We start from the raw sequence: 25,974 nt of genomic DNA on the forward strand, positions 1-25,974 counted from the left end.
CGGCGCCTCAGCCCTTCGCCATCCGGAGCGCGGCCACGGCCACCGCGCCCCAGCCCGCGAGCAGGAGCAGCCCGCCGAGCGGCGTGACCATGCCGAGGACGCGGACGCCGGTCAGGGTCATCACGTAGAGGCTGCCGGAGAAGAGGAGCACGCCGCCCGCGAAGCAGAAGCCGGCGACCGTCGCCGCCGTGCCGCCGGTGCGCGCGGCGAGGTGGGCGGCGAGCGCCAGCGCGAGCGCGTGGGCGAGGTGGTACTGGGCGCCCGTTTGCCACCAGGAGAGGCGCAGCGCGCCGTCCGGCTCCGCGTCGAGCGTCGCCTTGACCCCGTGGGCGCCGAAGGCGCCGAGCGCCACCGCGAGGAACCCGTAAACGCCCGAGAGCAGGAAGAAGAGACGTTCCATCGGGCGCGGAGCTTAGCCGATGGCCGGAGCTCGTCACGGGGGGCGCTTGGCTGGGTGCGCAACTGCGGCGGGCTCGCGCCGATGTTCGAGGTGCAGGAGGACGGTCCGTCGACATGGGCAAGCGAGGCCGCAGGCGCCGAAGGGAGAGCACGAGGCAGGACGACGCGCCGGACGACGTCGATCTGATCCTCCGCCACGTGTCGCGGCAGTTCCCGCACGACGTCGCGCGCGCTCTGCTCGGCGCGGCCGGGCCCATCGAGCCGCTGGGCTGGGTCGACACGCAGGTCACCGGCCGCCAGCGGCGGCTCGATCGGGCGCTCGCCGTGAAGGTGGGCGGCGAGCGGCGGCTGCTCCACGCCGAGTGGACGCTGGCGATGGGGGACGAGATTCCGTTCCGCGTGTTCGAGTACCATTGCCTGACGGCGCTCGCGGTGGCGGACGAGGCGCGGGCGAGCGAAGGCGCCCCGGCCCAGCAACCCACGCCGATCGACAGCGTGGTGGTGGTCCTTTCTGGCCGGGAAGCGCCGTGGCCAACGCACGGCGCGTATCGGACATCGTCACTGGATGAGCCGTTCTCCGGCGTGCAGTTCCGTATCGAGGCGGTCTATCAGCGGACGGTGGCCGAGCTGGCGGCGCGGGGAAGCCCGTTCTGGCTGATCTTTGCGCCCCTGGCCGCGGATGCGGATGGCAGCAAGCTGAGCCAGGTGATCGAAACGCTCCGGGCCTGCTCCGGCGAGCGTCAGTTTGCGGAGCTCGGAGCGGCGATGGTAGCCCTGGCCGAAGCGGACACGCGTGAGCGTGGCCTGGCAGATGTGGTAAAATCATTGCTGCCGCGGGAGATCGTCATGCAGAACTCGATTTACAGGGAAGGCAAGGCGGCCGGGCTCAAGGAAGGGCTGGAGAAGGGGCTAGAAAAAGGGCTGGAGAAGGGCCTCGCGCTGCTCGCGCACCAGGTCGAGCGGCGACTGGGGCGCCCGCTCACGGCAGCGGAGCGAAGCCGGCTCCACGAGCGCCTGCACGCAGAAGGCCCGGAGAACGTGGGCGACGTGGTGCTCGACCTCTCCGCAGACGATCTTTCGATGTGGCTCACCGCCACGGCCTCGTGACGGTCCAGCGGACCAACGGCGCACGCCCTGCCAGCGAGCCAGCGCCGCGTGCTCGGCCGAGCGCGCCGCGCGTCAGCCGCCCGCCGCCCCCCGCCGCGGGAAGATCGTCCCCCGGATCTCCGCCATCGACGTGCCGAACGTCGTCGCGAGCCGGCCGAGGACGAGGCGGTTCAGCCGGCCGTCCGGCGGCGCCTTGACCGCGATCACGAACGCGACGTCGATCGGCGTGCCGGCGTGCCTCGCCGCCCGCTCCGCGAGCGCCGCCGCGGCGACGTCGGACAGCTCCTCACGACGCGCGACGCGGATCTTCACGTAGAGCGCCGCCCGCATCAGCGTGTGGTAGCCGTGCATCCACGCCATCCAGCGCTCTTCCGGGCCCCCGGCGAGGGCCCGTGAGAGCGCGTCGCGGCGCCGCTCGATCTCGTCGAAGGGCAGGTTGTCGAGCTCGTTCAGCGCGCCGGGGAACTCCCCCGCGAGCGCGCGGAACACCTCCTTGCCCGGAATCGGCTCCCCGGCCGCCCGGGCGCGCCGGAGCTCCGCGAGCGTGAGGTACTTGCGGGCAAGCTGCGACAGGACCTCCGGTGAGAGGCGCGTGTCGCCGTCGGGGACCGCCGCGCCGGTCACAGCCAGCCGTGAGGGAACGCGAGGACGTCGCCGATCGACGCGGCGCCGAGGCACAGCGCGACGAGGCGATCGACCCCGAGCGCGTTGCCCGCCGCGGGCGGCATCCCCTCCTCGAGCGCGTCGACGAAGCGCTCGTCGACCGGATAGACCGGCTTGCCCTGGGCGGCCCGCGCCGCCTGATCGGCGAGCAGCCGCGCGCGCTGCTCGACCGGGTCGGTCAGCTCGCCGAAGCCGTTGCAGAGCTCGACGCCCGCGACATACAGCTCGAACCGCTCGCAGACCCGCGGATCGCTCGGCTTGAGCCGCGCGAGCGACGCGAACGGCGCGGGGAAATCGACAAGGAACACCGGATGGGGCAGCGCGGCGATGGCCGGCTCCACCGCGTCCACGAGCAGGCGGAAGAAGCGCTCCTCGTCGCTCGACGCGAGCGCGATCGCGTCGTCCGCGGCCACGCCCGCCCAGCGCGCGAACGCCTCGCCGATCGAGATCCGCGGGAACGGCCGCTCCAAACGTACCTGCTTGCCGGACGTCGAGATCGTGCCATCCGCGCCCAGCGCGCCCGCGACGCGCTGCACGATCGCCTCGGTGTCGGCCATCACCTCGTCCACGCCGGCAAAGGCGCGGTACCATTCGAGCATCGTGAACTCCGGGTTGTGCCTGTCCCCGAGCTCCCCGCGCCGGAAGCAGCGCGCGAGCTGGAAGCAGCGCGGGACGCCTCCCGAGAGCAGCCGCTTCATCTGGTACTCCGGGCTCGTGATCAGGAACGTCGGGCGCGCCGCCTGCACCGCGAACGCGTCGAGGTGCAGATCGAGCCCGGGGGAGGGGACCATGCTCGGCGTCTCCACCTCGAGGAAGCCGCGCTCGGCGAACAGCGCCCGCACCGCGGCGAGCGCCGCCGCGCGCTGGGCGAGCGCCGCGCCGCGCCCGCGATGGATCGCGCGCTCCGTCTCGCTCGACGGCGGCGCGGCGGCGCCCGCGCGCGCCCGCGGCGGCCTCCGGGGCGCGATCCGCTCGACGAGCCGCGCGGACGCGAGCGCGCAGTCGGTCGGCGCCGGCGCCGGCGCCCCCTCGACGATCGCGAGATCGCCGACCTCGAGCGGCGGCGCGAGCGCGCCCTCGAGCGCGACGCGCAGCGCGCCGAACGCGTCGCCGAGGACGACCGCGCCCTCCGCGACCTCGAGCACGCGGCCGCCGACGCGAACCCTGCCGGGCAGCGGCGCACCGGAGGGACGGGCGGGGCACGGGGAACAGGCGGAGACGATGTCGCTCGGGGCGAACGTCGCCGGGAATCCAATGGAGGTGTTTGTTTCAGAGAGAGCCACGGGAGCCTGCGTTGAAGGTGCCGGAGACATACCACGCAGGTTGACCAGGGAGGTCACGTAACGAGGCAATCGCGGCCACAACTCCTTGATTTTCCACGAGGACGTCGCGTCGCTTCTCCTTGATGAGCCAACGCAACTCGTTACGTTGGTCGCGCTCGTCGGTCCGGCCCTGCCGCGCCTCACGCGAGCGCTGCTTGCAGAAAGCCAGCAGAAATCCAGCCGGAGAGATGAACCCATGAGACGACTGCCGCTCTTGCTTCCGTTGACCGCACTCGCAGCCTTGGCGTCTGCGGGGCCCGCCGCCGCGTCGGAGTGGCACACGCTGCGGCAGGGCTCGCCGGCAACGGCGCTGTCCTTCCGCGGCACGGATGGCGCGCGGGGCGCGGCGGAGGCGGCGCTGAAGCACGCCGCTTCAGACCTCCGCCTCCAGGGCGTCTCGCTGCGTTACCAGAGCGAGCTCGTCGATGGCGATCACCGCACTGTCCGGTTTGGGCAGGTCCACGCCGGACTGCCCGTGCTCGGCGCCGCGGTGGCGATCGATCTCACTCGCGAGAACCGCGCGGAGGTCGTGGTGCTCGACGTGGCGCGGGACCTGTCGGTCGCGACGACGCCGACTCACGGGGAAGAGGCCGCGCGGCGCGCGGTCGAGGCGACCTACGGGATGACGCTCGCGGAGCGGCCGAACGCGGCGCTCGCCGTGTTTCCCGAGGCGGAGACCGGCGGCAAGCTCGTCTGGGTCGTCGATGTCCGGTCGGATCGCGGCGGGGAGCGCTACCTCGTCGACGCGCACACAGGCAAGCTCGTCCACAGGCGCTCGCTGGCCGTGCACGCGCGAGGGCGCGTTTACCCCATCAGCTCGGCGGTCACGCCCGAGGTCCAGGATCTCGAGCTCAGCAGCCTCGACGCGGCGGATCCCCAGACCTTGAGCGGCTGGAACGGCAACTTCAAGGTGGTGAATTACGTGGATGGCGACCTCACCGGCGGCGTCGCGCTCACGCTGGAGCAGAGCGTCGGGCCGAACGCGGGGGAGGACTTCCTCTACGATCCGCCGACGAGCGCCGAGGATGCGCACGACCAGTTCGCGCAGGTCGGCATCTATTACCACCTCACCCGGATGCGCGATTACTTCGTGTCGACCCACCAGATCGACATGGGGGCGCCTGGCTGGAAGCTCGTCGCGGTCGCCAACATGCTGGAGGCGGGCCGGCCGATGGACAACGCGTTCTTCTCGGGAGAGGGCGTGGGCGAGCCCTTCCGCGCGCCGAACCTCATCGCCATCGGCCAGGGCTCGTTCTTCGATTTCTCGGACGACTCCGACGTGTTCCTCCACGAGTTCACCCATTATGTCTCCGCCAACGCGGTCGGCTACAATGGGGGGCAGTTTGCGATCAACGAATACGGGCTCTCCCCCTGGGCCGGCAGCATCGATGAGGGCATCGCGGACTATTTCGCCTGCACCGTGAACGGCGACTCCACGCTCGGCGAGGCGACGCTGGCGCCCTTCGGCATGGCGCGCGACCTCGCGAAGGACACCAAGACATGCCCCGGCGATCTGGTGGGCGAGGTGCACGAGGACGGCGAGCTGATCGGCAGCCTCGCGTGGTCCTTGCGCGAGAAATTCGGGGCCAAGGTGGGCGACAAGCTCGTCTGGGGCACGGTGACGCTGCTGACCCCCAACGCCTCGTTCGGCGATTTCGCCAAGGCGCTGAAGAGGGCGACCGGCAAGCTGGTGACCGCCGGTGAGCTCACGGAGGCGGACGCCGGGGCCGTCGACGCGCTGATCGAGAGCCGGGGCCTCGACGACTGCGAGGAGGTGCTCGATCTGACCGGGGGCAAGTCGCAGACGACGAACATGTTCGGGATCGACTCGTTGGTCTTCGGCTCGGGGGCGTCGTGCGCGGATTACCGCTCGCAGCTCAGCCTGCAGAGCCTCTTCCACTTCAAGAGCAAGCCGGATCGGGCCGCGAAGGGCGTCCGCTTCACCGTGGAGCTCGATCCCGACCGTGGGAACGACGTCGAGTGGAGCATCTACGTGAGGGCCGGCCGGCACGTCGGCTTCACGCTGGGCGAGCTCCTGCCGGAGGCCACGAACTACGATTACAGCGTCGAGGGGATCACGGAGACGGACGGCGAGCTCGTCATCGACGAGACCTCCGATCCGCCGTTCGATCCCACGCAGACGTACTACCTGGTGATCGGCCACAAGAACTGTCCGTCCTCGTCCGTGACGGTGGAGAGCGAAGATCTCGGGCTGGAGCCGCCGGTCGATCCGACGGAGCCCGTCGAGCCGGAGCCGGCCGGCTCCACGGGCGGCGCGACGCCGGATCCGACCGATCCGATCGAGGATCCCGAACCGGAGACGGTCGCGGGGTGCGCTTGCCGCGCCGCCGAGCCGAGCGCGCCCGTCGCGCCGTGGACGGCGCTCGCGGGGGTCGCGCTCGCCGGAGCTGCCGTGCTCAGGCGGCGTGCGCGGGCGCGCCGCGAGCTGGGCTGAAGTGAGGGCCTGAGGCCGCTGGCGTCACGCCGCGGGCGGCGCATCGACGTGCGCCGCCTGCCCTCGACGCAAGCGCGAGGCCTGGAGCGCTCGCGCCTGTCGCTTCTGTGGGTGGGATGCGGGGGCTGCCTTCGCTGCGCTAGCGTCCGCCCGCGCCGCCGGTACCGCCCGCGCCGCCGGTGCCGCCACCCGCGCCGCCGGCACCGCCACCCGCGCCGCCACCGCCTCCGCCCGTACCACCGGCGCCACCCGTACCACCGGCGCCACCCGTACCGCCCCCGCTTCCTCCCTCGCCTGTACCGCCGCCCCCGGCCGTCCCGTTGCCGCCGGTGCCACCGCCGCCGCCGCTCGTGCTGCTCACGCTGCTCACGCTGCTCGTCGTCGGATTCTGGTTGGGATCGCAGACCTGCGTGATCACATCCGGTCTGCAGCAACGATGTTGTTGCTGCTGCTGACCGATGCCCATGCACTCGAGGCCATCGGCGCAGTCATCGTTGCCGTTCGCGATTTCGCAGGGCTCGCCCTCTCGCTGCTGGCTGCAGCTCGCGGCGGAGGCGACGATCGCCGCGGCGAGCGCGGCCAGGAGGAGCGCGGGGCGCAAGGCGTTGCGCGATGTTTTCGGGGCTTTCACGCGCGCTGGTCTAGCAGAACCAGGCGGGCTTGCCTATTGCCCATCTACTGCGGAGGGGTAGGCCGGTTCTTGGCGTCGATGGCGTCGATGAACAGGCCCATGTACTGCGCGGCGCTCGTGATCGAGAAGACGAGCGATAGATAGATGAGCAGCCGTCCGACGTGCACAACGTCGACCTCTCCGAAGTCGACGCCGAGGTGGATGTGGTACGGGTAGCCGAGGATCAGGCAGACGATCCCGATCATCTGCAGCGCTGTCTTGATCTTCCCGCCGTCGCCCGCCGCGATGACGAGCCCCTCGGTCGAGGCGATGGAGCGGAGCGCCGTGATCGTGATCTCGCGCGAGATGAGCAGCACCACCGCCCACGCCGGGATCCGGCCCATCGGCACGAGCCACACGAGCGTGGCGGCGACGATGAGCTTGTCGGCGAGCGGATCGAGGAACTTGCCGAGCACGCTCACGAGGCCCTGCCGCCGCGCCAGGTAGCCGTCGAGCATGTCGGTGATCGCCGCGAGCGAGTAGACGCCCGCGGCCCAGAAGCAGTCCCGCGGCGCGCCCCTCGACAGGAGCAAGAGGACGGCCGGGATCATGAGGATCCGGGCGAACGTGAGCAGGTTCGGGAGGTTCCGCGCGTCTTCCCAGAGCGTGCGCCGCCGCTGCGCCTTGATGCCCCGCAGGGACGTGCCCGCGCTAGCGACCATCGATGAGGACCATCCCCTCTCCGCCGAACGTCACGAAGCCCTGCATCCCTCCAGGCGCCTCGGAGGCGGGCAGCGTCCGCGGCAGGAGCCGGCCCATCCACCCGAGCACCGCGGTCGCGCGCGTCGACGTCGGCCGCGACGGGGTGATCTCCAGCGCGGCGGCGCGCTCGGGCACCGACAGGACCATGTGGCCGCGGCCGCGGAGCTGCACCATCGCGACCGCCTCGCCCTCGCCGGCCGGCAGGCGGCCGTTCTCGTAGCCGATCGGCAGATCGAAGCCGACGAGGACGTCCTCGCGCAGGTAGATGGACTCTTCCCCGAGCGTCACCGGGTGGAGCCGCCGCCCCTCCGGCGCGCCGAGCACGAGCTCGCAGCGCCCGCCGATCTCGATGAAGGGCGTGCTCGGCCCGCCGAGCGGCTCGTCGAAGATGCGCCCGCGCGCCTGCCGCTTCAGCACGTGCGTGGCGGTCCCGGAGTGCACGCTCATGGTGCGCAGCGCGTCGAGCCGGGCGACGAAGCCCTTCGCCGACTGCACGAGCACGACGCCGCTCGGGTGCCGCGTGACCGCGGCCTCGCGCGGGAAGACCAGCAGCCGCTCGCGCGCGAGCGCCGAGAGCGTCTCCAGCGGCGGCGCCGCGGACGGCGTCGCGGCCGGCGGCGTCGCGGCGGGCGCCGCCGTGGGAGGCGGCAGCGAGGACGACGACGGCCGCCCCGCCGCCTTCTTGCTCGCCGCCGCCGCGTCCGCCGCCGCGGGGACGGCGATCGCGAAGCGGCCCGTCGCGGAGGGCTCCTCGGGCGCCACCGTGCTGCGGCGCACGGTCGGGGCCACGCTCCCTCCCGGCGTCGCCTGCACCGCCGGCATCGACGGGACCGTCGGCGCCGCGCCGACCCTCGGGCCGGGAGCCTTGCCCGCGCCGGGCAGGTTCGTCGCGCCTCCCGCGCGGCTGTCCGCCCCGAGGCTCTTGAACGACGGCGGCGCCGGGATCGTCGGCATCATCTCGCGGCCAGGCTCGATGGCCGACCATGTCCCTGACGGGATGCGCGGCAGATCCGAGTCGTGCCGGAAGCCCGCGCCGGCGCGATCGAGCGCCTGCACCGCCTCGCCTGCGGCGCGCTGCACCTCGACCTTGGCCTCGACCGGCGGCTGATCCTCGGTGTCGGGCGGTTCCATCGAGTAGCGGCCCGTGGCGCCGCCCGTCATGTCGAGCAGGCGCCGCGCCATCGCGTCGTGGCCGCCCGCCGCGAACGCGTGGCTCGCGCGCTCGTAGTCGCCCATGCGCTGGAACGCGAGCCCCAGGTAGCCCCACGCGCGCTGGTGCTTCGGGTTCTGCTCGAGCGCCTTCTCGAGCTCGGACCGCGCCTGCGCCGGCTGCCCGGTCTTGAGGTACGAGAGCGCGAGGTTGATGCGCGGCTCGACCGCCTCCGGGTGGGCCTGGATCAGCCGCTCATAGATCGCGATCGCCCGCGGGTAGAGCCCCAGGCGGAAGTAGACGATCCCGAGCAGGTCTTGCCCCTTGGGATCGCTCGGCTGGAGCGACAGCGCGCGCTCGAGCTCCGCCTTCGCGGCGTGGACCCGGTTGTCCTGCAGGAGCTCGCTGCCCCGGTGCAGGTGGAACAGGAACTCCTCCGCCGCGACTTCGCGTGAGGAGGGCCGTGGGTCGTCGCGCTCGTGCATTGTCGGGGGGATCGTACACGAAAACGCACACACGCCGTCAGGCGCTCGCCGCCTCGATCGCCTCGGCGAGCGTGAAGGCCCCCTCGTAGAGCGCGCGGCCCACGATGACGCCGCTGACGCCGGGGATCTGCGCGAGCGCGCGCAGGTGAGCGAGCGATCCGACTCCGCCGGAGGCCAGGACGGGGAAGCCGCACGAGGCGGCGAGCTCGCGGGTGGCTTCCAGGTTGGGGCCGACCTGCGTGCCGTCGCGGGAGACGTCGGTGTAGAGGAGCGCCGCGACGGGGGCGCCGGCGAGCGCGCGGGCGACGTCGAGGGCGGTGACGGAGGAGACCTGCTCCCAGCCCTGCACGGCCACGCGCCCGTCCTTGGCGTCCACGGCGACCACGACGCGCCCCGGGAAGCGGCCGGCGAGGTCGCGCACGAGCGCGGGATCGTTCACCGCGGCGGTCCCGAGCACGATGCGCTCGGCGCCCAGCGCGAGGTAGCTCTCGGCCGCGGCGGCGGAGCGGATGCCGCCGCCCACCTGCACGCTGCCGCCCTCCGCGCCGAAGGCCGCGATGACGGCGCGGACGGCGTCGGCCTGGACGGGCAGGCCGGCGCGGGCCCCTTCCAGGTCGACCACGTGCAGCCGAGCGCAGGCACGGCGGAGGCGAGCGGCGAGCGCCGCCGGATCCTGGTCGTAGACGGTGACCTGATCGTAGCGCCCTTGATGGAGGCGCACGGCCTGGCCTCCGAGGAGATCGATGGCGGGGATGAGCTGCACGCGGCGGGTCTAGCGCGCCTCTGCGCCGGTGGGTAGAGGCGGCGAGGGCGGCGAAGGTCGCGAAGGTGAACGGCCCCGCCGCGTCACCACGACCCGCTCGCCCCGAGCACGACCCCCTCCGGGCCTGCCGCGAGCACGCCTGCGCGGATCCGCCTTGACGTCGCGCCGGCGGTCATATCGCTCTGCTTCGGCTCGGTCAGGTAGAGGACCGCCGCCGTCCCGAGCCCGGCCAGCCCCACGCCGAACCCGATCGTGCTCACGAGCCCGGTGGTGCTCGCGCTCTCCGCCGCGTCCAGGCCCGTCTGGTCGCAGGCCGTCGGGTCGCTCAAGCCGATCCTGCTGCCGCAGTGCTCGCGGACGACGCTCTTCTTGCCGAGCGTGAGCGCGCCCGTCACCCCGCCGAGCACGAGCCCCGCGACGCCGACGCCGCCGGCCGCGTACACGGCCGCCCGCCGGCCTGAAAGGCCCTCGGCGGACGGCGCCGGGGCGCCGCTCACCTGCAGCTCGACGCGCTTCTTCTCGCCTTGAGCGAGTTGGATCCGCGTCTCCTGGACAGGCCCTCCCGGCGGCTGCGTCGACACGACGTGCTCTCCCGGATCCACCGGCACGCTCGCGCCCAGCGCGGCGCTGTCCACCGCGCGACCGTCGCGCTTCACCACCGTCCCCGCGGGGGCTCCGGGCGGGAGGGAGAGCGCGAGCTCCGGCACGAGCGGGGCCAGCTTCTCGCGCTCCTCCCGGGCGACCTTGGGCCGCTCTCCTTGCCGGCGCTTCTGCTCCGGCGTCAGCTGCTCGTAGAGCGCAAGGTACTCCCCGAAGTGCGCGAACGCGCTCGCGACGCGGCCCCACCTCGACTCGCAGATGGCCAGCGTGAAGAGCGCCCCCGGCTTGGGCTCGAGCCGATGGCTCTCGGCGATCGCGTTGCAGCCCGTCTCGTACTGGCCCGCCTCCATCTCGGCGAGGCCCCGGTTGAAGAGGGCTTCCGCGGCCGCGCTGTCCTGCGCCGCGGCGGGCGTCGCGGCGGCGAGCGGCCAGAGGACGAGAGCGAGAGGAGCCATCCGGCGCAGGCGACGTGTCATGTTCTGGGGCATCCACAGGCGAAGGTGTCGATGGGTGTCGGCGAGGATCGGACCGGCAGCGCGGCGGACATCGGCCTCAATCTCGTCCGAGCAAAGGGACTTTGGGGCGAGAGGCGGCGCCTGTTCGCCCGGTCGAAGCGGGCCTCGGCGCCACCTTCGGGGGAGCGCCCGCCGCCCCGCGCGCGGCCGGCCCCGCGCTGGCGCTCGCGCTGGTCGCGGGCGGGGTGGGCTCCGCGGCGAGCGCCGGCGCGGAGGCGCTGGGCGTCGGCGCGGACGGCTCTGCCTGCGGCGTCGCGCTCGGCGCGGTGGTCGCGGCGGCGCTCGCCGAGGCGGCGTCCGGCGCGGGGGCCGAAGGCGGCGCGGCCACCGCCGGATCGGCCTGGGCCCCGGCGCGGATCAGGAGCCAGGTCCCTGCGCCGAGCACCCCGAGCCCGAGGACGACCGCGGCGGCGACGAGCGGGGCTCGGCTTGGCGCGATCGGCGCGGTGTTCCCTGAAGGGACGGACGTCACCGACGTCTCCATGGTCGCCGCGAGGGGCGCGACCGGGGAGCGAGACGGGTGCTCCGGCCCCATCGGGCCGACGCTCGTCGCCACCGGCGGCATCATCGCGGGCGCCGTGATCGCGGGCGTGGTGAGCGCGGTGATCGCGGTGATCGCGGGCGCGGTGATCGCGTGCGCCGAGGGGCTCGCCAGGGCCCAGGGCGGCGTGGTCGGGCGGGGTGAACGCCCGCTGCTGGCCGGGGCGAGGCCGAGCAGCTCGGAGAGCGCCTGCGCCGCCTCGCTCGCGAGGCGGAACCGCGCCGCTGGATCGACGGCCGTGGCCCGAGCGAACCAGCCATCGAAGAACTGCGGCAGCACCACCCGCTGCGACATCGCCCGGTGGACCGGCGGCTCCTGCGGCCCGTTGACGGCCACGAGCGCGAACGCGATCACGTCGTTCGCGCTGAGCGCCTCCGGGCTCCAGTACGGCGTCCCCACGAGCAGCGTGTACGCGATCATGCCGAGCGCGTAGATGTCCACGGCGCTGGTGAGCTTCGTGTCGGTGCGGAACTGCTCGGGCGCCATGTAGATGGGCGTCCCGAGGCTCCGCGTGATGCCGGCCGCCGTCCCGCCCTCGGCGAGCAGCTTCGCCACGCCGAAGTCGAGGATCTTCATGCGGGGCGTCCCGTCGTCGCGCTGGGTGACGAACAGGTTCTCCGGCTTGAGATCCCGGTGGATGATGGACGCCGCGTGGGTCCGGTCGAGGGCCGACGCGGTCTGCTGGAGGTACGTCGCGACCTCGCCGGGAGGCAGCCTGCCGAGGCGCTTGAGGCGCTGGCCGAGCTCCTCGCCGCGGAGCAGCTCCATCACGAGGAACGGCATGCCTGTCGCCTCGTCGATGCCCGCGTCGAAGACGTCGACGATGTACTCGCTCTCGATGTCCGCCGTGATCTGCGCTTCGCGCTTGAAGCGGCTGCGCATCTCCTCGCTCTGGAAGAGGTACGCGTGCATCACCTTCAGCGCCCGGCGGCGGTTCGTCTCGATGTGCACAACCTCGTAGACGGACCCCATCGCGCCCACGGCGAGGAGGCGCGCCACGCGATAGCGGTGCGCGAAGACCGTTCCGTCCGCGAGCGTGCCCGACACGGCGGGAGGGTCGCGCGCGGCGGCTGTCGCGTCAAGGATCCAGGGACCCGCGAAGGGCGGGCTGCGCGGAGCCGCGGCCGCGACGCTGCGACGCCCAGCTGCGCGCATCACCGCGCCCGTGCGCACCGCAGCCCTGCACCGGCGAAGTGGCCCGTCGGCGGGCGCTCCTGGAAGGCGGAGGTGAGCAACGTCTCCTTCCCGCTGCGCCAGCCCCCGCCCCAGATCATGTGGTTCGTGTCGGGGGTGAGGACGGCGCAGTCATCGCACGCGGTCGGGTCGTCCGCCGCGAACGAATCCAGCACCCACTCCCACACGTTTCCCCCCAGATCCGCGTGTCCCCACCGCCCGTCTCCCCGCGGCGACCTCGACCCGCTAGGCTGGAGGTCCGCGATCTCGCACGATCCATCGAGGCCGCAACCGTACACCGCGTAGCTCTCGTCGGGCTCCGGGGCGCTCTCCGGGCTCGACCATGGATACACGCGCTGCTCGTCCCCGCCGGCGGCCGCGTAGCGCCGCTCTGCTGACGTGGGCAGCCGGCCGCCGTCCCACGCGCAGAACGCGAACGCCACGTACCAGCTCACGCAGGCCGCGGGCAGGAGCTCGTGCTCGCCCAGCTCGTCGGTCCACGAAAAATAGGGATCTTCGCAGTGAAGCGACGCCGACAGCGCCGTCCGGTCCACGGGCAGGTCGGCGTCCCACGCGGCGCGCCACCCGCTGTCGGGGATCTTCGGGTGCGCTCCTGCCCCTGCCACCGGCCAGCTCGCCGGGTACTCCGACAGGAACGCCCGGAACCGCCCCACCGTTACCTCGAATCGATCCAGCCGGAAGTCGCTCACCGTCACCACGCGCGGCTCGGCGTCGCCCCGATCGAACGTGCCTCCGGGCACCACCAGGCTCCCGCAGCAGCCCTCGTCTCCGCGCGGCCCGCAGATCGCGTCCATCTTCGCGCAGCTCCGAGGGACGGTGCAGCGCCCGTCGTCACACAGGGGCGCGTCCGCCGGGCACTCGGGTTCGTCCTGCCACGCTCCGGCTTCGTCGCACGTCTGCGGCCTGTTCTGCGCGCACCGCACCTCCTCTGGCGTGCACGTCTCGGCTCCGCCTCCGCCGCCCGCGCCGTCCGCCAGGTGGTACGGCTTGTCCACGCCCACGATCGTCGTGCAGCCCCCGATCACGAGGCATGCCCCCGTCCACATCGCCACGGCAGACGCTGCGATCCGCATCAGCGCCGCGCCCCGAGGCGCTCGACCAGCGCGGACCGGACCGCGCGCCGCGGACGCCGAGCCTCCATCCCAAGAATCTCCATGCGCGGGATTCTACTGACATTTCGGCTCGCGAGAGGGCCCGCTCGACGCCGCGTTGCCGCCGTGGGGAGCGAGGTGCGACCGGCGCCCTCCTCCGCAGCGCCGGGCTCTGCCGCGTGTGTCCTGATGCATCGCGGCTTCTGTCCTTGCGCGCCGGCCGACATCCGCGCCGACATCCGCTCGGGGCGAGGCGTTCCGGCCCGGCGGGCGCCGGTTGCACGAGGTCGTCGGGCAGATACCATCGCTCGCTGAAGATGGCTGTACTCACGCTCGAGCAAGCGGCGATCCCGCTCCGGCAGGCGTACCGGGAAGGTCGCCTCATTCCCTTTCTGGGCGCGGGCTTCTCTGCCCCGCTCCGGCTGCCGATGTGGAAGGAGCTGATGGGGTGGATGGGCGCCGCGCTCGGGTTCGAGCCAGCGCTCTTCGAGCTGCACGGCCTGCCCCCGCAGCTCGCCGGCTTCTTCGCCCGCGAGTGCGCGGGCGGCCTCGACAGCTTCATCGCCGAGATGCGCGCGCGCTTTCACGCGGGCGAGGTGGACGAGCGGCGCAGGAGCTCGTGCCAGCACAAGGCCCTGGCGCGCCGCGACTTCTCGACCATCTACACGACCAACTTCGAGCACCACATCGAGGAGGCGCTGCGGGACGCAGGCAAAGAGGCCGTGGCGCTCGCCAGGTTCGACGACTTCGCGCGGTGCCCGGCGCAGGGGGCGTGCCACGTCATCAAGTTTCATGGAGACCTCGAATGGCCCGAGACGGTGGTGCTCACCGAATCGCAGTACTTCAGCCGCCTCCGGCTCGAGGCGGCGCCCGATCAGCGCCTGCGGGCCGATCTGCTCAGCAACAGCTTCCTCTTCCTCGGCTACAGCTTCGGCGACGTCGACATCCGGTACATCTGGTACCGCATGGAGCAGATGCGCATCGAGGGCAGCCCGCAGCTCGCGAGGCGCGCCTCGAACCGCCGCGGCTACTGGGCGACGTTCGGCGCCGGGCTCGTCCAGCCGGCGCTGCTCGAGGACTGGCACATCGACGTGATCGAGCTCGACCCGAACGACAAGACGAAGAGCGTCGTGGACCTGCTCGACGCGCTGGACGGGTGAGGGCGGTGGTCATGGTCTATTTCGTCTCGTCGAACCACCGCAAGATCGCGGACATGACGTATGTATGGAAGGACGCCCCGACGCCGCTCCGCGTCCTCCGGCTCGACGTGCCCCAGATCCTCTCCTCGGATCTCGACACCGTCGTTCGCGAGGAGGCCCTCGCCGCCTACCGGCTCTCCCTCGTGCCGCTCTTCGTCGAGCACGGCGGCCTCTTCATCGAGCACCTGAACGGCTTCCCGGGCCCGCTCGCGATGCCGTTCTGGGAGCGGCTGCAGGACCGGATTTGCTCCCTCATCCCTCCGGGGCAGTCGCGCGCGGCGCACGTGGTCCAGAAGGTGTGTTATTGCGACGGCCGGACGCTGCGTGTCTACACGGGCCGCGTCCCCGGCGAGATCGCCGTCGAGCGGCGGGGAGACGAGGGCATCCACTGGGAGCCGATGTTCATCCCGGCCGGGCACACGCGCACGCTCGGGCAGATGCCGCGTGACGAGCGCCTCCGGTGCTCTGCGAGCGCGGAGGCGCTGCGGGCGTTCCGGTTCGATCTCGGGCTGTGATCGCGGTGGTGCTTGACTTCCGGATCGCTTTGGAGTTCCTAACCGTCCACGACCGCGGCAAGGGGGCGAGAGCCTGATGTCCGGCGCTCCTCTCCCCCGCGCTCAGAGGTTGTCCTCATTTGGCGCGGAGGCGATTCATGGAGTTCAGACAGCTCGGCGGGTCAGGGTTCAAGGTACCGGTGCTGAGCCTCGGGACGGGGACGTTCGGTGGCTCCAACGAGTTCTTCCGGGGGTGGGGCGCGAGCGACGTGGCCGAGGCGACTCGGCTGGTCGACGTCTCGCTCGAGGCCGGGATGAACATGTTCGATTCGGCCGACATCTACTCCGACGGGCTCGCCGAGGAGATCCTCGGCCACGCGATCAAGGGCAGGCGCGACAAGGTCATCATCTCCACCAAGGCGACCTTCCGGAGCGGCAAGGGCCCGAACGACGTCGGCTCGTCGCGGTATCACCTGATCCGGTCGATCGAGGGGAGCCTGCGCCGGCTGCAGACGGATTACATCGATCTCTTTCAGCTGCACGGCTTCGACGCGGTCACGCCGGTCGAGGAGACGCTCGGCACGCTGGACGATCTCGTGCGAGCGGGGAAGATCCGCTACCTCGGATGTTCGAATTTCTCCGGCTGGCACCTGATGAAGTCGCTCGCGGTGTCGGAGAAATATGGTCTCTCTCGGTACGTGGCGCACCAGGCGTATTATTCGCTGGTGGCGCGCGACTACGAGTGGGAGCTGATGCCGCTGGCGCTCGATCAGAAGGTCGGCGCGGTGGTCTGGAGCCCGCTGGGCTGGGGGCGGCTCACGGGCAAGATCCGGCGCGGGCAGCCGTTGCCGGAGGTCAGCCGGCTCCGGAACAAGCTGTCTGTCGAGGGGGGGCCGCAGATCGACGACGAGTACCTCTATGGTGTGGTCGACGCGCTCGACGCGGTGGCGAAGGAGACGGGCAAGACCGTCCCGCAGGTCGCGCTCAACTGGCTGCTGCAGCGGCCGAGCGTCGCGAACGTGATCGTCGGCGCTCGTAACGAGGAGCAGCTTCGACAGAACCTCGGGGCCGTCGGCTGGAACCTCGCGCCAGAGCACATCGCGAAGCTGGATGCCGCGAGCAAGACGAAGCTGCCCTATCCCTACTTTCACCAGGTCGGCGCGTTCACGGAGCGCAATCCGTTCCCTGTCGCGCTCTGACGGTCGCGGCCTGGCCGCGACCGGCGGCTGATCCTGCGCGGAGGCCCGGCTCGGGGGCGCGCACCGCGCCCTCGCCGTGGGAGGCGATCCCGTGGCGAGGGCCGGTCAGCGCAGCACGGCGGTGGCGTCCGGCGTGGCGGCGTGCAAATCAGCGGTCGTGCTCATTCTTTGCGACTTCGACGGGACCATCACCCGCGACGACCTGACGAACCGGGTCTGGGACGCCCACCTTCGCTATGACTGGCGGCAGGTGCTGCTCGCGCCTGCCGCCTCCGGCGAGCTCACGCCGTTCGAGCTCCTCCGCCGCGGCTACGCCGACGTGGATCGCCCGGCCGCCGAGCTCCTGGCCGAGCTGCGCCCGCACGCCGGGCTGCGGTCAGGCTTCGAGGATCTCCTGGCCCTGTGCGCCCGCCGGTCGTGGGTGTTCCACGTGATCAGCCACGGCTTGCCGTTCTACATCCGCGAGTTCCTGCCGCCGGGCACCGCGTTCTCTTGCTTCGATGCCGTCTTCGATGGGCGCTGGCGCGTGACCGTGCCCGGGACGGTGCCGCTCGGTCCCGGCGAGGACTTCAAGATCCGCGTGCTCGACCAGCTGAAGGCGGCCACCGGCGAGACCTCCACGGTCTACATCGGCGACGGCCGGCTGGATTACCCCGCGGCGCGGTGCTGCGATCGCGTGTTCGCGGTGCGGGACAGCGCCCTCGACGCGCTCTGCTCCCGCGACGGGACACCGTGCACACCCTTTGACAGCTTCGCCGAGATCTGCGCGGCGCTCGAGGGCGGCGGCGCCCCTGACGGGGAGCGCGCGCGGCGCGCGGCCGACGCTACGCCCACACCTGGCTGATCCATCCGAGGTTCATCCAGCCCAGGGACCCTCTCGCTTCGGGGTACGCCCGCTCGATCGCCGCCGCAGGCGCGGCGCGGCTCAGATGTGCTTCGGCGGGTTCAGCTTGTCTTCCGCCGACCTCCGCTGGACGAGCGCCTTGGCCTTCTCGTAGAGGACCCGCAGCCGCCCGCCCTCGGGCTCCCAGTACTCGGCGCGCTCGACATAGAGCTTCAGGAGGGCGGCGTGAGGGTGGGTGGGGCCGGCCGGCAGCCACGCCTTCCACGAGGGCTTCCAGAGGCTCCGGATCTTCTCCTCGTTCCTCTCGATCGTCGCGCGCGCCGAGATCGAGATGTACGCCCGATCCCGCGGCCTGTAGCAGCAGACCGCCACCTGGTGCTCGCGGGAGATCTCGCCTGTCTTCGCCGCCTCGTCCTCCGTCACGAACCAGAGATCGCAGTCCATCAGCTCGGCCGGCTCCTGGATCTCCATCGGCCGCCCCCGCATCAGCCCCTCGGGGGTCATCGTGACGAGCATCGCGGTGTCGAACTCCCTGAGGAGCGCGTGCAGCTCGCTCATGGATCCGCGGATCTGAGCCCTGGCCTCCGGATCCATACTCCGGTGTTGCTCTCCACTCTGGTGTTGCATGCGGACAAAGCTGCTCCGCGGACCCTGGCCCGCAAGCAGGGGTGCACCCTGACCCGTGTACCGCAGCAACCTGGCGGCGCTCCGGCGTGACCCGATGCGCCGCGCGCTGCAGAATGGCCCAGGCAGCTCGGCTCACCTTCGCTGGTTTTTTGCGCAGTGGACGGCGTGATGCGACGCCTCGACGCGCGTCCGCTCGGCAGATGGGGCGCTCTCCTGCCGCCAGAAGTGCCAATTGGCGGGCCCTCCTGGGCGGCACACTCCATGCGTTCGCCGGCGCGGGGGCACACCACAACTCCGCCCAGCAGGCTCTGCCATGACCGCGTTTTTGGACGACTTCGACCCTCGTATCCCCGCTGTCCCGATCCGGGACGACACCGCCCGGATCCGGGAAGATTTCCTCGTTCTCGCCGCGCACGAGATCAGGACGCCCGTGACCTCGCTCCTCCTGCAGCTCCAGCTGACGAAGCGGATGAGCCAGCAGGAGCCGGAGAAGACCCCGGCGTGGGCGGCGGCGATGCTGGCCGTCTTCGACCGCCAGCTCGGCCGTCTCGCCCGGCTCTGCGACGACATGTTCCAGGCGAGGCACGGCGGCCTGGCCCGCGGCGCCCCGACCCGTGAGCCGGTCGATCTCGTCGGGCTCATCCGCGAGGTGGTCGCGACGGCGGTCGCGCACCGGCCGGCCGCGTGCGGCGCCATCTCGGTCGCGGCCGAGGGCCCGGTGATCGGCTGGTGGGACCGGTCTCACCTCGAGCGCATGGCGTTCCACCTGCTCAAGAACGCGCTCACCTTCGGCGAGGGCAAGCCGATCTCGATCGAGGTGCGCGCGACCCGCGCGCGGGCGCGGCTCATCGTGCGCGACCGCGGCATGGGGATCGCGCAGGAGGACCAAGAGCGGATCTTCGCGCGCTTCGAGCGGGCCGTCCCTGTCGAGCGCTTCGGCGGCCTGGGGCTCGGCCTGTACATCGCGCACGTCGCGGCGCGCGCGCACGGCGGCGCGATCCGCGTCGAGAGCGAGCTCGGCTGCGGCGCGGCGTTCATCGTCGATCTCCCGCTCGCCCCGCGGCGGCCGCAGCGGGTGAGGGCGGCGCGGCGCTCCTCCTCCTCCTCGCCGATTCTCCCCTCGCGCCCGGCGCGGGCGCGGCGCGGGCGCGGCGCGGGCGCGGCGCGCGCGCCCGAGCTTTCCCTGGGCGCGCACCTCAAGCTCGCGCAGGTCAAGCAGGTGCACCAGCGCCTGCTGCGCCCGCACTGACGCGCGCGCGGGCGGGTCAGCCGTTCAGGAAGCGGGCGAGCAGGCGCAGGCCGGCGGCCTGGCTCTTCTCGGGGTGGAACTGCGTCGCTGTGACGTTGTCTCGCTCGATCGCGGCGGTGACGCGGTGCGGGCCGTGCTCCGTCGTCGCTGCGACCAGCGCGGGGTCGAGCGGGACGGCGTGGTAGCTGTGGACGAAGTAGACGAAGGGGCGCTCGCCGGCGAACACCGCGAGCGGGCCCTCTACCTCGCGCGCGAACGCGATGCGGTTCCAGCCCATGTGGGGGATCTTGATCCCGACCCAGGGCTCGCCGGGAGCTGCGTCCGCTTCGGCCGCGCTCGGCTGTGGGGTGAGGCGCTTGACGGTGCCGGGGAACACGCCGAGCCCGCGCGCGCCCTCCGCCTCCTCGCTCCCGTCGAAGAGCGCCTGCATGCCGAGGCAGATGCCGAGGTAGGGCGTCCCCTTCCGGATCTGCGCGCGCAGCGCCTCGCCGATGCCGCTCTGCAGCGCCGCGGCGCAGTCGCGGAAGGCGCCCTGGCCGGGCACCACCACCTTGTCGGCCCGGCCGATGAACTCCGGGTCGCCCGTGCGCGTCACCGCGCACGGCGCGCCGGCGTCCTCGGCGGCCTGGAGAAGCGCCCGCTCCACGGAGCGCAGGTTGCCCATCCCGAAATCGACGAGCGCGATGGCTTGCATGGCTCAGAGGCTCCCCTTGGTGGACGGGATGCCGGCGACGCGCGGCTCGATCCGGGTCGCCTTCATCAGCGCCTTGGCGAACGACTTGAAGCAGATCTCGACGATGTGGTGCAGGTTGTCCCCCTCGATGAGGCGGACGTGGAGGTTCGCGCCGACGCCGCGCGCGAAGCCCTCGAAGAACACCGGGGCGAGCTCGACGTCCCAGGTGCCGAGCTTGGCCTTGGGCAGCGGCACGCGCCAGACGAAGTACGGCCTGCCGGAGAGGTCCAGCGCGCACTGCGCGAGCGCCTCATCCATGGGGAGGGTCGCCTCGCCGTAGCGGGCGATGCCCGCCTTGTCGCCGAGCGCCTTCTGCACGGCCGTACCCAGGGTGATGCCGCAGTCCTCGGTCGTGTGGTGGCCGTCGATCTCGACGTCGCCCTCGGCGTGGATGGTGAGATCGAACAGGCCGTGGCGGGCGATCTGATCGAGCATGTGCGTGAGGAAGGGGAGCGGCGTCTTGATCTCCGAGCGGCCCTGGCCGTCGAGATCGATCTCGATGCGGATGTCGGTCTCGCGCGTCTTGCGCTCGACACTGGCGATGCGGGGCATGGCGCGTAGGGTAGTCGCCCTTCGCGGCAAGGGAAGCGGCGTGATCCCGATCACGTGGCAGGTAGCGCGGCAATGGCCTTGGATGCGAGCGCCGGATCGCATAAGGTGGCCCCCTGGATAACGTGGCGGTGGTGGCGCCCTGGAGGCAGCCCCAGCGCGGGAGCGTCCGTGAGCTCACCGGTCACCGAAGGTCAAATTCTATCGGGGAAATACCGGGTCGAGCGCATCCTCGGGCAAGGGGGCATGGGCGTTGTCGTCGCCGCGTTGCACGAGAAGCTCCACCAGCGGGTCGCCATCAAGCTGCTCCATCCCGGCGCCAACGACGAGATGGTGGAGCGCTTCGTGCGCGAGGCGCGCGCGGCGGTGCGCCTGAAGAGCGAGCACGTCGCGCGCGTGCTCGACGTCGGGACGCTCGAGACGGGCGCGCCGTTCATGGTGATGGAGTACCTGGAGGGGAGCGACCTCCAGGAGACGCTTCGGCAGCGGGGCCCGCTCGATCTGGAGGAGGCCGTGAGCTACGTGCTCGAGGCCTGCGAGGCCATCGCGGAGGCGCACGCGGCCGGCATCATCCACCGCGATCTCAAGCCGGCGAACCTCTTCCTCACGCGCGCGGCGGACGGCAGCGGCATGGTGAAGGTGCTCGACTTCGGCATCTCGAAGGCGCTCGCGGACCCGTCGACGGCCGGGGCCGAGCCGGAGCTCGGGCTGACGAAGACGGCGATGGTGCTCGGCTCGCCGCTCTACATGGCGCCCGAGCAGATGCGCTCGGCGCGCTCGGTCGACGCGCGCGCGGACATCTGGTCGCTGGGCGCCATCCTCTACCAGCTGCTCACCGCGCGTGTCCCCTTCGACGCGAGCTCGCTGTCCGAGCTCATCCTGATGATCAACACCGAGTCGCCGCCGCCCCCGACCACGTTCCGGCGCGACCTGCCGCCGGGCCTCGAGGCGGCGATCCTGCGCTGCCTCGAGAGGGACGTCGCGAAGCGCTTCAAGTCGGTCGCCGAGCTCGCGGGCGCCATCGTCGATTTCGGGCCTCCGCTCGCGCTGGCCTCGCTGGAGCGGATCGAGCGGACGCTGGGGCTCGTCCCCGCGGTCTCCTTCCGGGACCGGGCGAGCTCCGTGCGCGAGCGCATGAGCACGCCGCCCGCCTGGCAGACGTCGCAGGAGCGCGTGAGCGGCGTCCCCGCGGCGACCGCGCGGCACAGCGCGGCGCCGCCTGCCGGCGCGACGGCGGGCGGCGCGGTCGGCGCGGTCGGCCACACCGCTGGCCCGGCGGGCACCGCGCCTGGCTGGACGGCCGGGGGCGCCGCGTCCGGGCCGCGCTCGCGGAGCGGCGTTGTGCTCGCGCTGGCCGTGGTGGGCGCCGCTGTGGTGATCGGGGGGATCCTGCGCTTCGTCACGTTCCATGGCGGCGCGGACGCTCCTCCCGCCGACCCGTCCGCCGTGTCGGCGACCGCCTCCGCCGAGCCCTCGGCGCCCGCGACGCCGGCCCCGCCCCCGCCTGTCGCGCCTCCGGAGGTGACCGCGGAGCCGCAGCCGCCGGCGACCGCGGCGCCGTCGGCGACCGTGTCCCCGGTGGCGACCGCCGCGCCGGTGGCCACCGCGGCGCCGCTGTCGACCGCCGGGCCGAAGGCGCCGGCGAGCGCGACGCCGGTCGCCACGAGCCCTCGGGCGAAGCCCACCGCCGCGCCCTCGGCCCCACCGGCCGCGACCGCCGCGCCGACCGCGACCGCGACCGCCGCGCAGCCGGGGAGCATCTTCGATGTGCTGAACGACAAAGGTAAGCCCAGATGAGTTGGCCAGGAAGCGAACGGCTCCCGCTGTGGAGCAGCAGGAGCCTGCGCGTCGGCGCCGCGGTCGCGCTCGGCGGCGCCGTGCTGACGGCGCTCGCGCCCGCGGGGGCGCAGCCGGCGCCCGCGGGGGCGCAGCCGGCGCCTGCGGGGGCGCAGCCGGCGCCCGCCGCGGGCGCGCCTGCCGTCCAGGGGCCGCTGTCCGCGACGCTCACCGGCGAGGCCAAGGCCGAGTACGAGGCCGCGCGGATCCTCTTCAACGACGGCGACTACCGCAACGCCATCATCAAGTTCGAGCGTTCCTTCGAGCTCTCCGGCGACCCGCGGCTGCTCTGGAACATCGCTCTCTGCCAGAAGAACCTGAAGCGCTACGCGCGCCTCCTCGGGACGGTCGAGAAGCTCCTCAGGGACGCCGGCCCTCAGCTCGGGGAGCAGGATCGCAAGGACGCCGCTGCGCTCATCGAGGCGACGAAGGCCTACGTGAGCCGGCTCGATCTGAAGGCCAGCGAGGCGGGGGCCACGGTCTTCGTCGACGGCGAGGAGGTCGGCCAGACGCCGCTGAGCGAGCCCGTGCTGCTCGACGTCGGCACCCGGAAGATCCGGGTGACCAAGAAGGGCTTCAAGGACGTCGAGGTCTCCCAGCAGGTGACGGGCGGCGGCGAGGTCACGGTCACGGCCACGCTGGAGAAAGAGGTTCATCAAGGGCGGCTCATCGTCGCGGCGGCGCCGGACGCCGTCATCTCTATCGACGGTCGCGTGGTCGGCCGCGGCGGCTACGACGGCGCTGTGCCGAGCGGCGGCCACGCGCTCCGCGTCACGGCGTCCGGCATGGTGACGCACCAGTCCGAGGTGATGATCCAGGACAACCAGACGCGCCGCGTGCAGGTCACGCTGGTGGCGCAGCCCAAGCAAGGGAACGTCGAGACCTGGCTCTGGATCGGCGGCGGAGCGCTGGTGCTCGCGGGCGCGGTCCTAGTCGCCACGGGGGTCTTCGGCCCGGAGCCGCCGGTCGACGGCCGCACGTCGCCTGGCTCGGTCTCCCTGTCCCGGAAGGGCGGCGCCACGTTCACGATCCCCTTCGGGGGTGGCCGATGAGCGCCGTCGCCCGGGCGGCGCTCGCCGCGCTCGTCGCTGTCGCGGCCTGCGGGTGCTCTCCGCCGGACGAGATCATGCTCGCCGTCTCGACGGATCTCGAGATGCCCAAGGACTTCGGCGCCCTCCAGGTGCAGGTGTTCGAGGGCGGTACCCCCAAGTTCTCGGCGACCTACGAGCGGCTCGGCGAGTCCGACGCCGCCGCGCGCCTGCCGGCGACGATCGGCTTCTACTCCTCGAGCGGCGGGGGTGATGCCATCCGGATCAAGGTCAGCGCCCTCCTCGGGGACGAGCTCGGCGCGCCGCGCATCTTGCGCGAGGCGGTCACGAGGATCCCGAAGAACCGCGTCGCGCTGCTGACGCTGCCGCTCAACTTCCTCTGCGACGACTCGGGCGAGAGCGACGGGAGCGGCGGCGTTGTGAACAAGCACTGCTTGGAAGGGCAGACCTGCGTCGCGGGGGCGTGTGCATCGAGCGAGGTCGATGCGGGCGCGCTCCCCGACTACGCGCCTGCGGACGTCTATGGCGGCGGTGACGGCGACGGCGACGGCGATTGCTTCGACGTGACGGCCTGCTTCCAGGGCACGACGCCTGCGGAGGTCGACACGGCGTGTTCGATCGCGGGCGAGGCCGGAGTCCCGCTGAACGTCGCGCTGGAGACCGCGGCGGGCGACGGGATCTGCGATGACGCCGAACGTTGCCTTGTGGCGCTCGACGCCGGCAGCGCCGATGGCTTCCAGGTGGCGGAGGACGGGCGGATCCAGCTGCCGACCGCCGTCTGTGATCAGGTGGCCGCCGGCAGGATTGCGGCCGTCGTGACGTCGCCGGTGACGGCCGCGTGCGTCCAGAAGACCGTGGGCCTGCCGACGTGCGGGCCGTGGTCGGCGTCGGGCTCCGCGAAGCCGTGATGATGGAACCGTGAAGTCGCCAGAAGACGCCAAAAAGCCGCCAGAAGACGCCAAGAAAAACACAAAAATTCTGGCGTTTCTTGGCGTCTTCTGGCGACTTCACGGTTCAAAAGCCCCTACCCTTGGCCGAAGTACCCCTCCACCCACTCGAGCGCTCGCCGTCCGGCGTTCCGTCAGATCGAGATCTGGGAGAGCGCTCGATATCGATGTGCCGTCGAGAGCGTGACCTGACTTGACGCTCGTCGTCCGGCGTTCCGACAGGTCGCGATCTGAGAAAGCGGTCGATCGCGACCTGCCGTCAAGGACGTGACCCTGGCTGACGCTCGTCGTCAGGCGTTCCGGCAGGCCGCGATCTGGGAGGACGCTCGAACTCGGGTGTCCCGTCGAGAACGTGACCTGAGCTGACGCTCGTCGTCAGGCGCTCGCCGAGATCGCGATCTGCCCGAGCGCCTGAACTCGACGTGCCAGCAAGATTGCGATCTTCCCAGGACCTTGCCGGGATCGCGGAGCCCAGGTCCACACCTGGGCTTCCCTTCAAAATTACGCTGCGCGCCAGATCGGGGCTGCCTTCCTCCGGCTCCTGTGAGCCTCGGCCCATGACGGGCGCCGGTGAGGGCCGTCACGTCGCGTCGGTCACCCCGAGGCGCGGCCTGGGGCTGCGCTGCGCGCTCCGCGGTTGCTCCTGTAATCGGGTGTCATCGACAGGACACGAGACCGGCGCTTCCCTGGCACGACGCGCTGTCCCCCACGTGGAGGTCTGTCCCATGTTGAAACACCTGATGATCGAAGAGATGGTCGCCCTCGTCGCTCCGTGGATCGAGGATGCCCAGCGGAAGCGGCTGTTCCTGTCGATCCCGGAGATCGCCGGGCTGCACGACAAGGTGGCCGAGGTCCACGGCGCCGTGCTGGCGGTTCGCCCGAGCAGGACGGGCGTGTCGGCCGGGATGACGGCCTTGAACGACGAGCTCTCGAAGGTCGACGAGCGCCACGATCACCTGGCCAAGGCGGTCTCGTATGGCATCGACGCGCACCGCGAGCACTGTCTGGCGGAGGAGCCGCCGGACGTCGGGGGGGCGGAGGCGTGTGATCAGGCCCAGGCCAGGCTGTTCCCGACCGGGCTCGCCATCATCAAGGCGTCGCCCACCGCGGAGTCGGGCAACACGGCGCGGATCGCCCGGCTCCTCGACGAGGAGCCCTCGACCGCGGCCTTCCTCAAGGCGATCCCGGCGCCGGGCAAGACGACGCTGCTCCACACCGTGCAGCGGTGGATCGCGTCGGGCAAGGAGCTCTCGACGATCGAGCACCGGCGGGACGCGCTCGCTGCCAAGGAGAAGACCGCGCCGGTCGTGAACGCGACGATCCTGGCGGCGCGCAATCAATGGCTCCGCGTCGTCGCTGCGGTGCTCTCCAACCTGGAGATCTCCAGCGCTCCCGCGGAAGCCATCGAGACGATCCGCGGCCCCGTCCTGAAGGCGTCCGAGCGAGCCGGCAGGCGCTACGCTGGCGGCAAGGCCGGGAGCGCCGGCGCCGAAGGGCCTCGCCAGCCCGCGGGAGCGGGGGAGGGGGGCGCCGCCGCCGGGGGCGCGCCCGGCGTCAGCCCGCCTGTGGAGTGACGCGGCCGTCGGCGCGC

General features: G+C 72.1%; 24 protein-coding genes. 11 read left to right on the plus strand and 13 right to left on the minus strand.

Going from position 1 to position 25,974, the window contains the following annotated elements; translation table 11 throughout:
• Positions 1–7 precede the first annotated feature (7 nt).
• Positions 8–400 carry a DUF423 domain-containing protein gene (locus WMF46_RS15255; protein WP_437986278.1) on the minus strand — a complete coding sequence of 131 codons (393 nt, stop codon included), beginning with the start codon at positions 398–400 and terminating at the stop codon, positions 8–10.
• A 113-nt stretch (positions 401–513) separates the two neighbouring features.
• On the opposite strand from WMF46_RS15255, the gene WMF46_RS15260 reads away from it, so the two are divergent.
• Complete coding sequence (locus WMF46_RS15260; protein ID WP_437986279.1) at positions 514–1,506, plus strand: hypothetical protein; 993 nt, start codon at positions 514–516, stop codon at positions 1,504–1,506.
• A gap of 72 nt (positions 1,507–1,578) precedes the next feature.
• On the opposite strand, the gene WMF46_RS15265 is transcribed toward WMF46_RS15260, so the two are convergent.
• Entirely contained in the window at positions 1,579–2,130 is a 552-nt protein-coding gene (locus tag WMF46_RS15265; RefSeq protein WP_437986280.1) for a hypothetical protein, read from the minus strand.
• Positions 2,127–3,452: an EF-P lysine aminoacylase EpmA gene (gene epmA, locus WMF46_RS15270; RefSeq protein ID WP_437986281.1), complete on the minus strand. Its 1,326-nt coding sequence runs from the start codon at positions 3,450–3,452 to the stop codon at positions 2,127–2,129. Before epmA ends, WMF46_RS15265 begins: the two co-directional genes overlap by 4 nt.
• Positions 3,453–3,732: 280 nt before the next feature.
• Here epmA and WMF46_RS15275 point away from each other — a divergent pair, with 280 nt between their 5' ends.
• On the plus strand, positions 3,733–5,946 hold the full coding sequence (locus tag WMF46_RS15275) for an MYXO-CTERM sorting domain-containing protein (RefSeq protein WP_437986282.1): 2,214 nt from the start codon (positions 3,733–3,735) through the stop codon (positions 5,944–5,946).
• Between the two features lie 139 nt (positions 5,947–6,085).
• Here WMF46_RS15275 and WMF46_RS15280 read toward each other — a convergent pair whose 3' ends face one another.
• From WMF46_RS15280 to WMF46_RS15310, 7 genes are all read right to left on the minus strand, one after another.
• The gene (locus tag WMF46_RS15280) at positions 6,086–6,577 is read right to left on the minus strand and encodes a hypothetical protein (protein ID WP_437986283.1); all 492 of its coding nucleotides are present in this window, start codon (positions 6,575–6,577) and stop codon (positions 6,086–6,088) included.
• A gap of 44 nt (positions 6,578–6,621) precedes the next feature.
• Entirely contained in the window at positions 6,622–7,278 is a 657-nt protein-coding gene (pgsA, locus tag WMF46_RS15285) for a CDP-diacylglycerol--glycerol-3-phosphate 3-phosphatidyltransferase (RefSeq protein WP_437299845.1), read from the minus strand.
• Positions 7,268–8,953 (minus strand): tetratricopeptide repeat protein, encoded by a 1,686-nt coding sequence (locus tag WMF46_RS15290; protein WP_437986284.1) that lies wholly within the window; start codon positions 8,951–8,953, stop codon positions 7,268–7,270. Before WMF46_RS15290 ends, pgsA begins: the two co-directional genes overlap by 11 nt.
• Positions 8,954–8,990: 37 nt before the next feature.
• Positions 8,991–9,716 carry a 1-(5-phosphoribosyl)-5-[(5-phosphoribosylamino)methylideneamino]imidazole-4-carboxamide isomerase gene (gene hisA, locus WMF46_RS15295; protein ID WP_437909182.1) on the minus strand — a complete coding sequence of 242 codons (726 nt, stop codon included), beginning with the start codon at positions 9,714–9,716 and terminating at the stop codon, positions 8,991–8,993.
• 83 nt (positions 9,717–9,799) lie between these two features.
• Positions 9,800–10,771 (minus strand): hypothetical protein, encoded by a 972-nt coding sequence (locus WMF46_RS15300; RefSeq protein ID WP_437986285.1) that lies wholly within the window; start codon positions 10,769–10,771, stop codon positions 9,800–9,802.
• A 97-nt stretch (positions 10,772–10,868) separates the two neighbouring features.
• Positions 10,869–12,419 (minus strand): protein kinase domain-containing protein, encoded by a 1,551-nt coding sequence (locus tag WMF46_RS15305; protein WP_437986286.1) that lies wholly within the window; start codon positions 12,417–12,419, stop codon positions 10,869–10,871.
• A gap of 107 nt (positions 12,420–12,526) precedes the next feature.
• Positions 12,527–13,612, minus strand: a complete 1,086-nt coding sequence (locus WMF46_RS15310) for a formylglycine-generating enzyme family protein (RefSeq protein ID WP_437987898.1) — start codon at positions 13,610–13,612, stop codon at positions 12,527–12,529.
• 362 nt (positions 13,613–13,974) lie between these two features.
• On the opposite strand from WMF46_RS15310, the gene WMF46_RS15315 reads away from it, so the two are divergent.
• The 4 genes from WMF46_RS15315 (at position 13,975) to WMF46_RS15330 (ending at position 17,393) form a co-directional block, all read left to right on the plus strand.
• Complete coding sequence (locus WMF46_RS15315; protein WP_437552679.1) at positions 13,975–14,817, plus strand: SIR2 family NAD-dependent protein deacylase; 843 nt, start codon at positions 13,975–13,977, stop codon at positions 14,815–14,817.
• Positions 14,814–15,371, plus strand: coding sequence for a non-canonical purine NTP pyrophosphatase (locus tag WMF46_RS15320; protein ID WP_437986287.1), 558 nt, complete (start codon positions 14,814–14,816; stop codon positions 15,369–15,371). Before WMF46_RS15315 ends, WMF46_RS15320 begins: the two co-directional genes overlap by 4 nt.
• 137 nt (positions 15,372–15,508) lie before the next feature.
• A complete protein-coding gene (locus WMF46_RS15325) occupies positions 15,509–16,549 on the plus strand; it encodes an aldo/keto reductase (protein WP_437986288.1) in 1,041 nt (346 codons plus the stop codon).
• A gap of 91 nt (positions 16,550–16,640) precedes the next feature.
• Positions 16,641–17,393, plus strand: a complete 753-nt coding sequence (locus WMF46_RS15330) for an HAD-IB family phosphatase (protein ID WP_437986289.1) — start codon at positions 16,641–16,643, stop codon at positions 17,391–17,393.
• An 81-nt stretch (positions 17,394–17,474) separates the two neighbouring features.
• Here WMF46_RS15330 and WMF46_RS15335 read toward each other — a convergent pair whose 3' ends face one another.
• Entirely contained in the window at positions 17,475–17,951 is a 477-nt protein-coding gene (locus WMF46_RS15335) for a pyridoxamine 5'-phosphate oxidase family protein (protein WP_437986290.1), read from the minus strand.
• Between the two features lie 382 nt (positions 17,952–18,333).
• On the opposite strand from WMF46_RS15335, the gene WMF46_RS15340 reads away from it, so the two are divergent.
• Positions 18,334–19,269, plus strand: a complete 936-nt coding sequence (locus tag WMF46_RS15340) for a sensor histidine kinase (protein WP_437986291.1) — start codon at positions 18,334–18,336, stop codon at positions 19,267–19,269.
• A 16-nt stretch (positions 19,270–19,285) separates the two neighbouring features.
• Here the strand turns inward: WMF46_RS15340 and hisH are convergent, their stop codons facing one another.
• Positions 19,286–19,963: an imidazole glycerol phosphate synthase subunit HisH gene (gene hisH, locus WMF46_RS15345; RefSeq protein WP_437986292.1), complete on the minus strand. Its 678-nt coding sequence runs from the start codon at positions 19,961–19,963 to the stop codon at positions 19,286–19,288.
• A 3-nt stretch (positions 19,964–19,966) separates the two neighbouring features.
• Positions 19,967–20,554: an imidazoleglycerol-phosphate dehydratase HisB gene (gene hisB, locus WMF46_RS15350; protein ID WP_437552686.1), complete on the minus strand. Its 588-nt coding sequence runs from the start codon at positions 20,552–20,554 to the stop codon at positions 19,967–19,969.
• Positions 20,555–20,722: 168 nt separating this feature from the next.
• Between hisB and WMF46_RS15355 the strand changes: the two genes are divergently transcribed.
• The 4 genes from WMF46_RS15355 (at position 20,723) to WMF46_RS15370 (ending at position 25,957) form a co-directional block, all read left to right on the plus strand.
• Positions 20,723–22,348 (plus strand): serine/threonine-protein kinase, encoded by a 1,626-nt coding sequence (locus WMF46_RS15355; RefSeq protein ID WP_437986293.1) that lies wholly within the window; start codon positions 20,723–20,725, stop codon positions 22,346–22,348.
• Positions 22,345–23,439, plus strand: a complete 1,095-nt coding sequence (locus WMF46_RS15360; RefSeq protein WP_437986294.1) for a PEGA domain-containing protein — start codon at positions 22,345–22,347, stop codon at positions 23,437–23,439. Before WMF46_RS15355 ends, WMF46_RS15360 begins: the two co-directional genes overlap by 4 nt.
• Positions 23,436–24,344: a hypothetical protein gene (locus WMF46_RS15365; protein WP_437986295.1), complete on the plus strand. Its 909-nt coding sequence runs from the start codon at positions 23,436–23,438 to the stop codon at positions 24,342–24,344. Before WMF46_RS15360 ends, WMF46_RS15365 begins: the two co-directional genes overlap by 4 nt.
• Before the next feature lie 764 nt (positions 24,345–25,108).
• The gene (locus WMF46_RS15370) at positions 25,109–25,957 is read left to right on the plus strand and encodes a hypothetical protein (protein ID WP_437986296.1); all 849 of its coding nucleotides are present in this window, start codon (positions 25,109–25,111) and stop codon (positions 25,955–25,957) included.
• Positions 25,958–25,974: the final 17 nt, after the last annotated feature.

This window comes from Sorangium sp. So ce117 (genome assembly GCF_051524395.1).
Classification (GTDB): Bacteria; Myxococcota_A; Polyangia; order Polyangiales; family Polyangiaceae; genus Sorangium; species Sorangium cellulosum_B.

Bases quoted from the DNA above. Each gene is read 5' to 3' on its own strand.
- WMF46_RS15255 (WP_437986278.1), bottom strand. From the start codon at position 400: ATGGAACGTCTCTTCTTCCTGCTCTCGGGCGTTTACGGGTTCCTCGCG.
- WMF46_RS15260 (WP_437986279.1), top strand. From the start codon at position 514: ATGGGCAAGCGAGGCCGCAGGCGCCGAAGGGAGAGCACGAGGCAGGAC.
- pgsA (WP_437299845.1), bottom strand. From the start codon at position 7,278: ATGGTCGCTAGCGCGGGCACGTCCCTGCGGGGCATCAAGGCGCAGCGG.
- WMF46_RS15290 (WP_437986284.1), bottom strand. From the start codon at position 8,953: ATGCACGAGCGCGACGACCCACGGCCCTCCTCACGCGAAGTCGCGGCG.
- WMF46_RS15300 (WP_437986285.1), bottom strand. From the start codon at position 10,771: ATGGCTCCTCTCGCTCTCGTCCTCTGGCCGCTCGCCGCCGCGACGCCC.
- WMF46_RS15310 (WP_437987898.1), bottom strand. From the start codon at position 13,612: ATGTGGACGGGGGCATGCCTCGTGATCGGGGGCTGCACGACGATCGTG.
- WMF46_RS15315 (WP_437552679.1), top strand. From the start codon at position 13,975: ATGGCTGTACTCACGCTCGAGCAAGCGGCGATCCCGCTCCGGCAGGCG.
- WMF46_RS15325 (WP_437986288.1), top strand. From the start codon at position 15,509: ATGGAGTTCAGACAGCTCGGCGGGTCAGGGTTCAAGGTACCGGTGCTG.
- WMF46_RS15335 (WP_437986290.1), bottom strand. From the start codon at position 17,951: ATGAGCGAGCTGCACGCGCTCCTCAGGGAGTTCGACACCGCGATGCTC.
- WMF46_RS15340 (WP_437986291.1), top strand. From the start codon at position 18,334: ATGACCGCGTTTTTGGACGACTTCGACCCTCGTATCCCCGCTGTCCCG.
- hisH (WP_437986292.1), bottom strand. From the start codon at position 19,963: ATGCAAGCCATCGCGCTCGTCGATTTCGGGATGGGCAACCTGCGCTCC.
- hisB (WP_437552686.1), bottom strand. From the start codon at position 20,554: ATGCCCCGCATCGCCAGTGTCGAGCGCAAGACGCGCGAGACCGACATC.
- WMF46_RS15360 (WP_437986294.1), top strand. From the start codon at position 22,345: ATGAGTTGGCCAGGAAGCGAACGGCTCCCGCTGTGGAGCAGCAGGAGC.
- WMF46_RS15365 (WP_437986295.1), top strand. From the start codon at position 23,436: ATGAGCGCCGTCGCCCGGGCGGCGCTCGCCGCGCTCGTCGCTGTCGCG.
- WMF46_RS15370 (WP_437986296.1), top strand. From the start codon at position 25,109: ATGTTGAAACACCTGATGATCGAAGAGATGGTCGCCCTCGTCGCTCCG.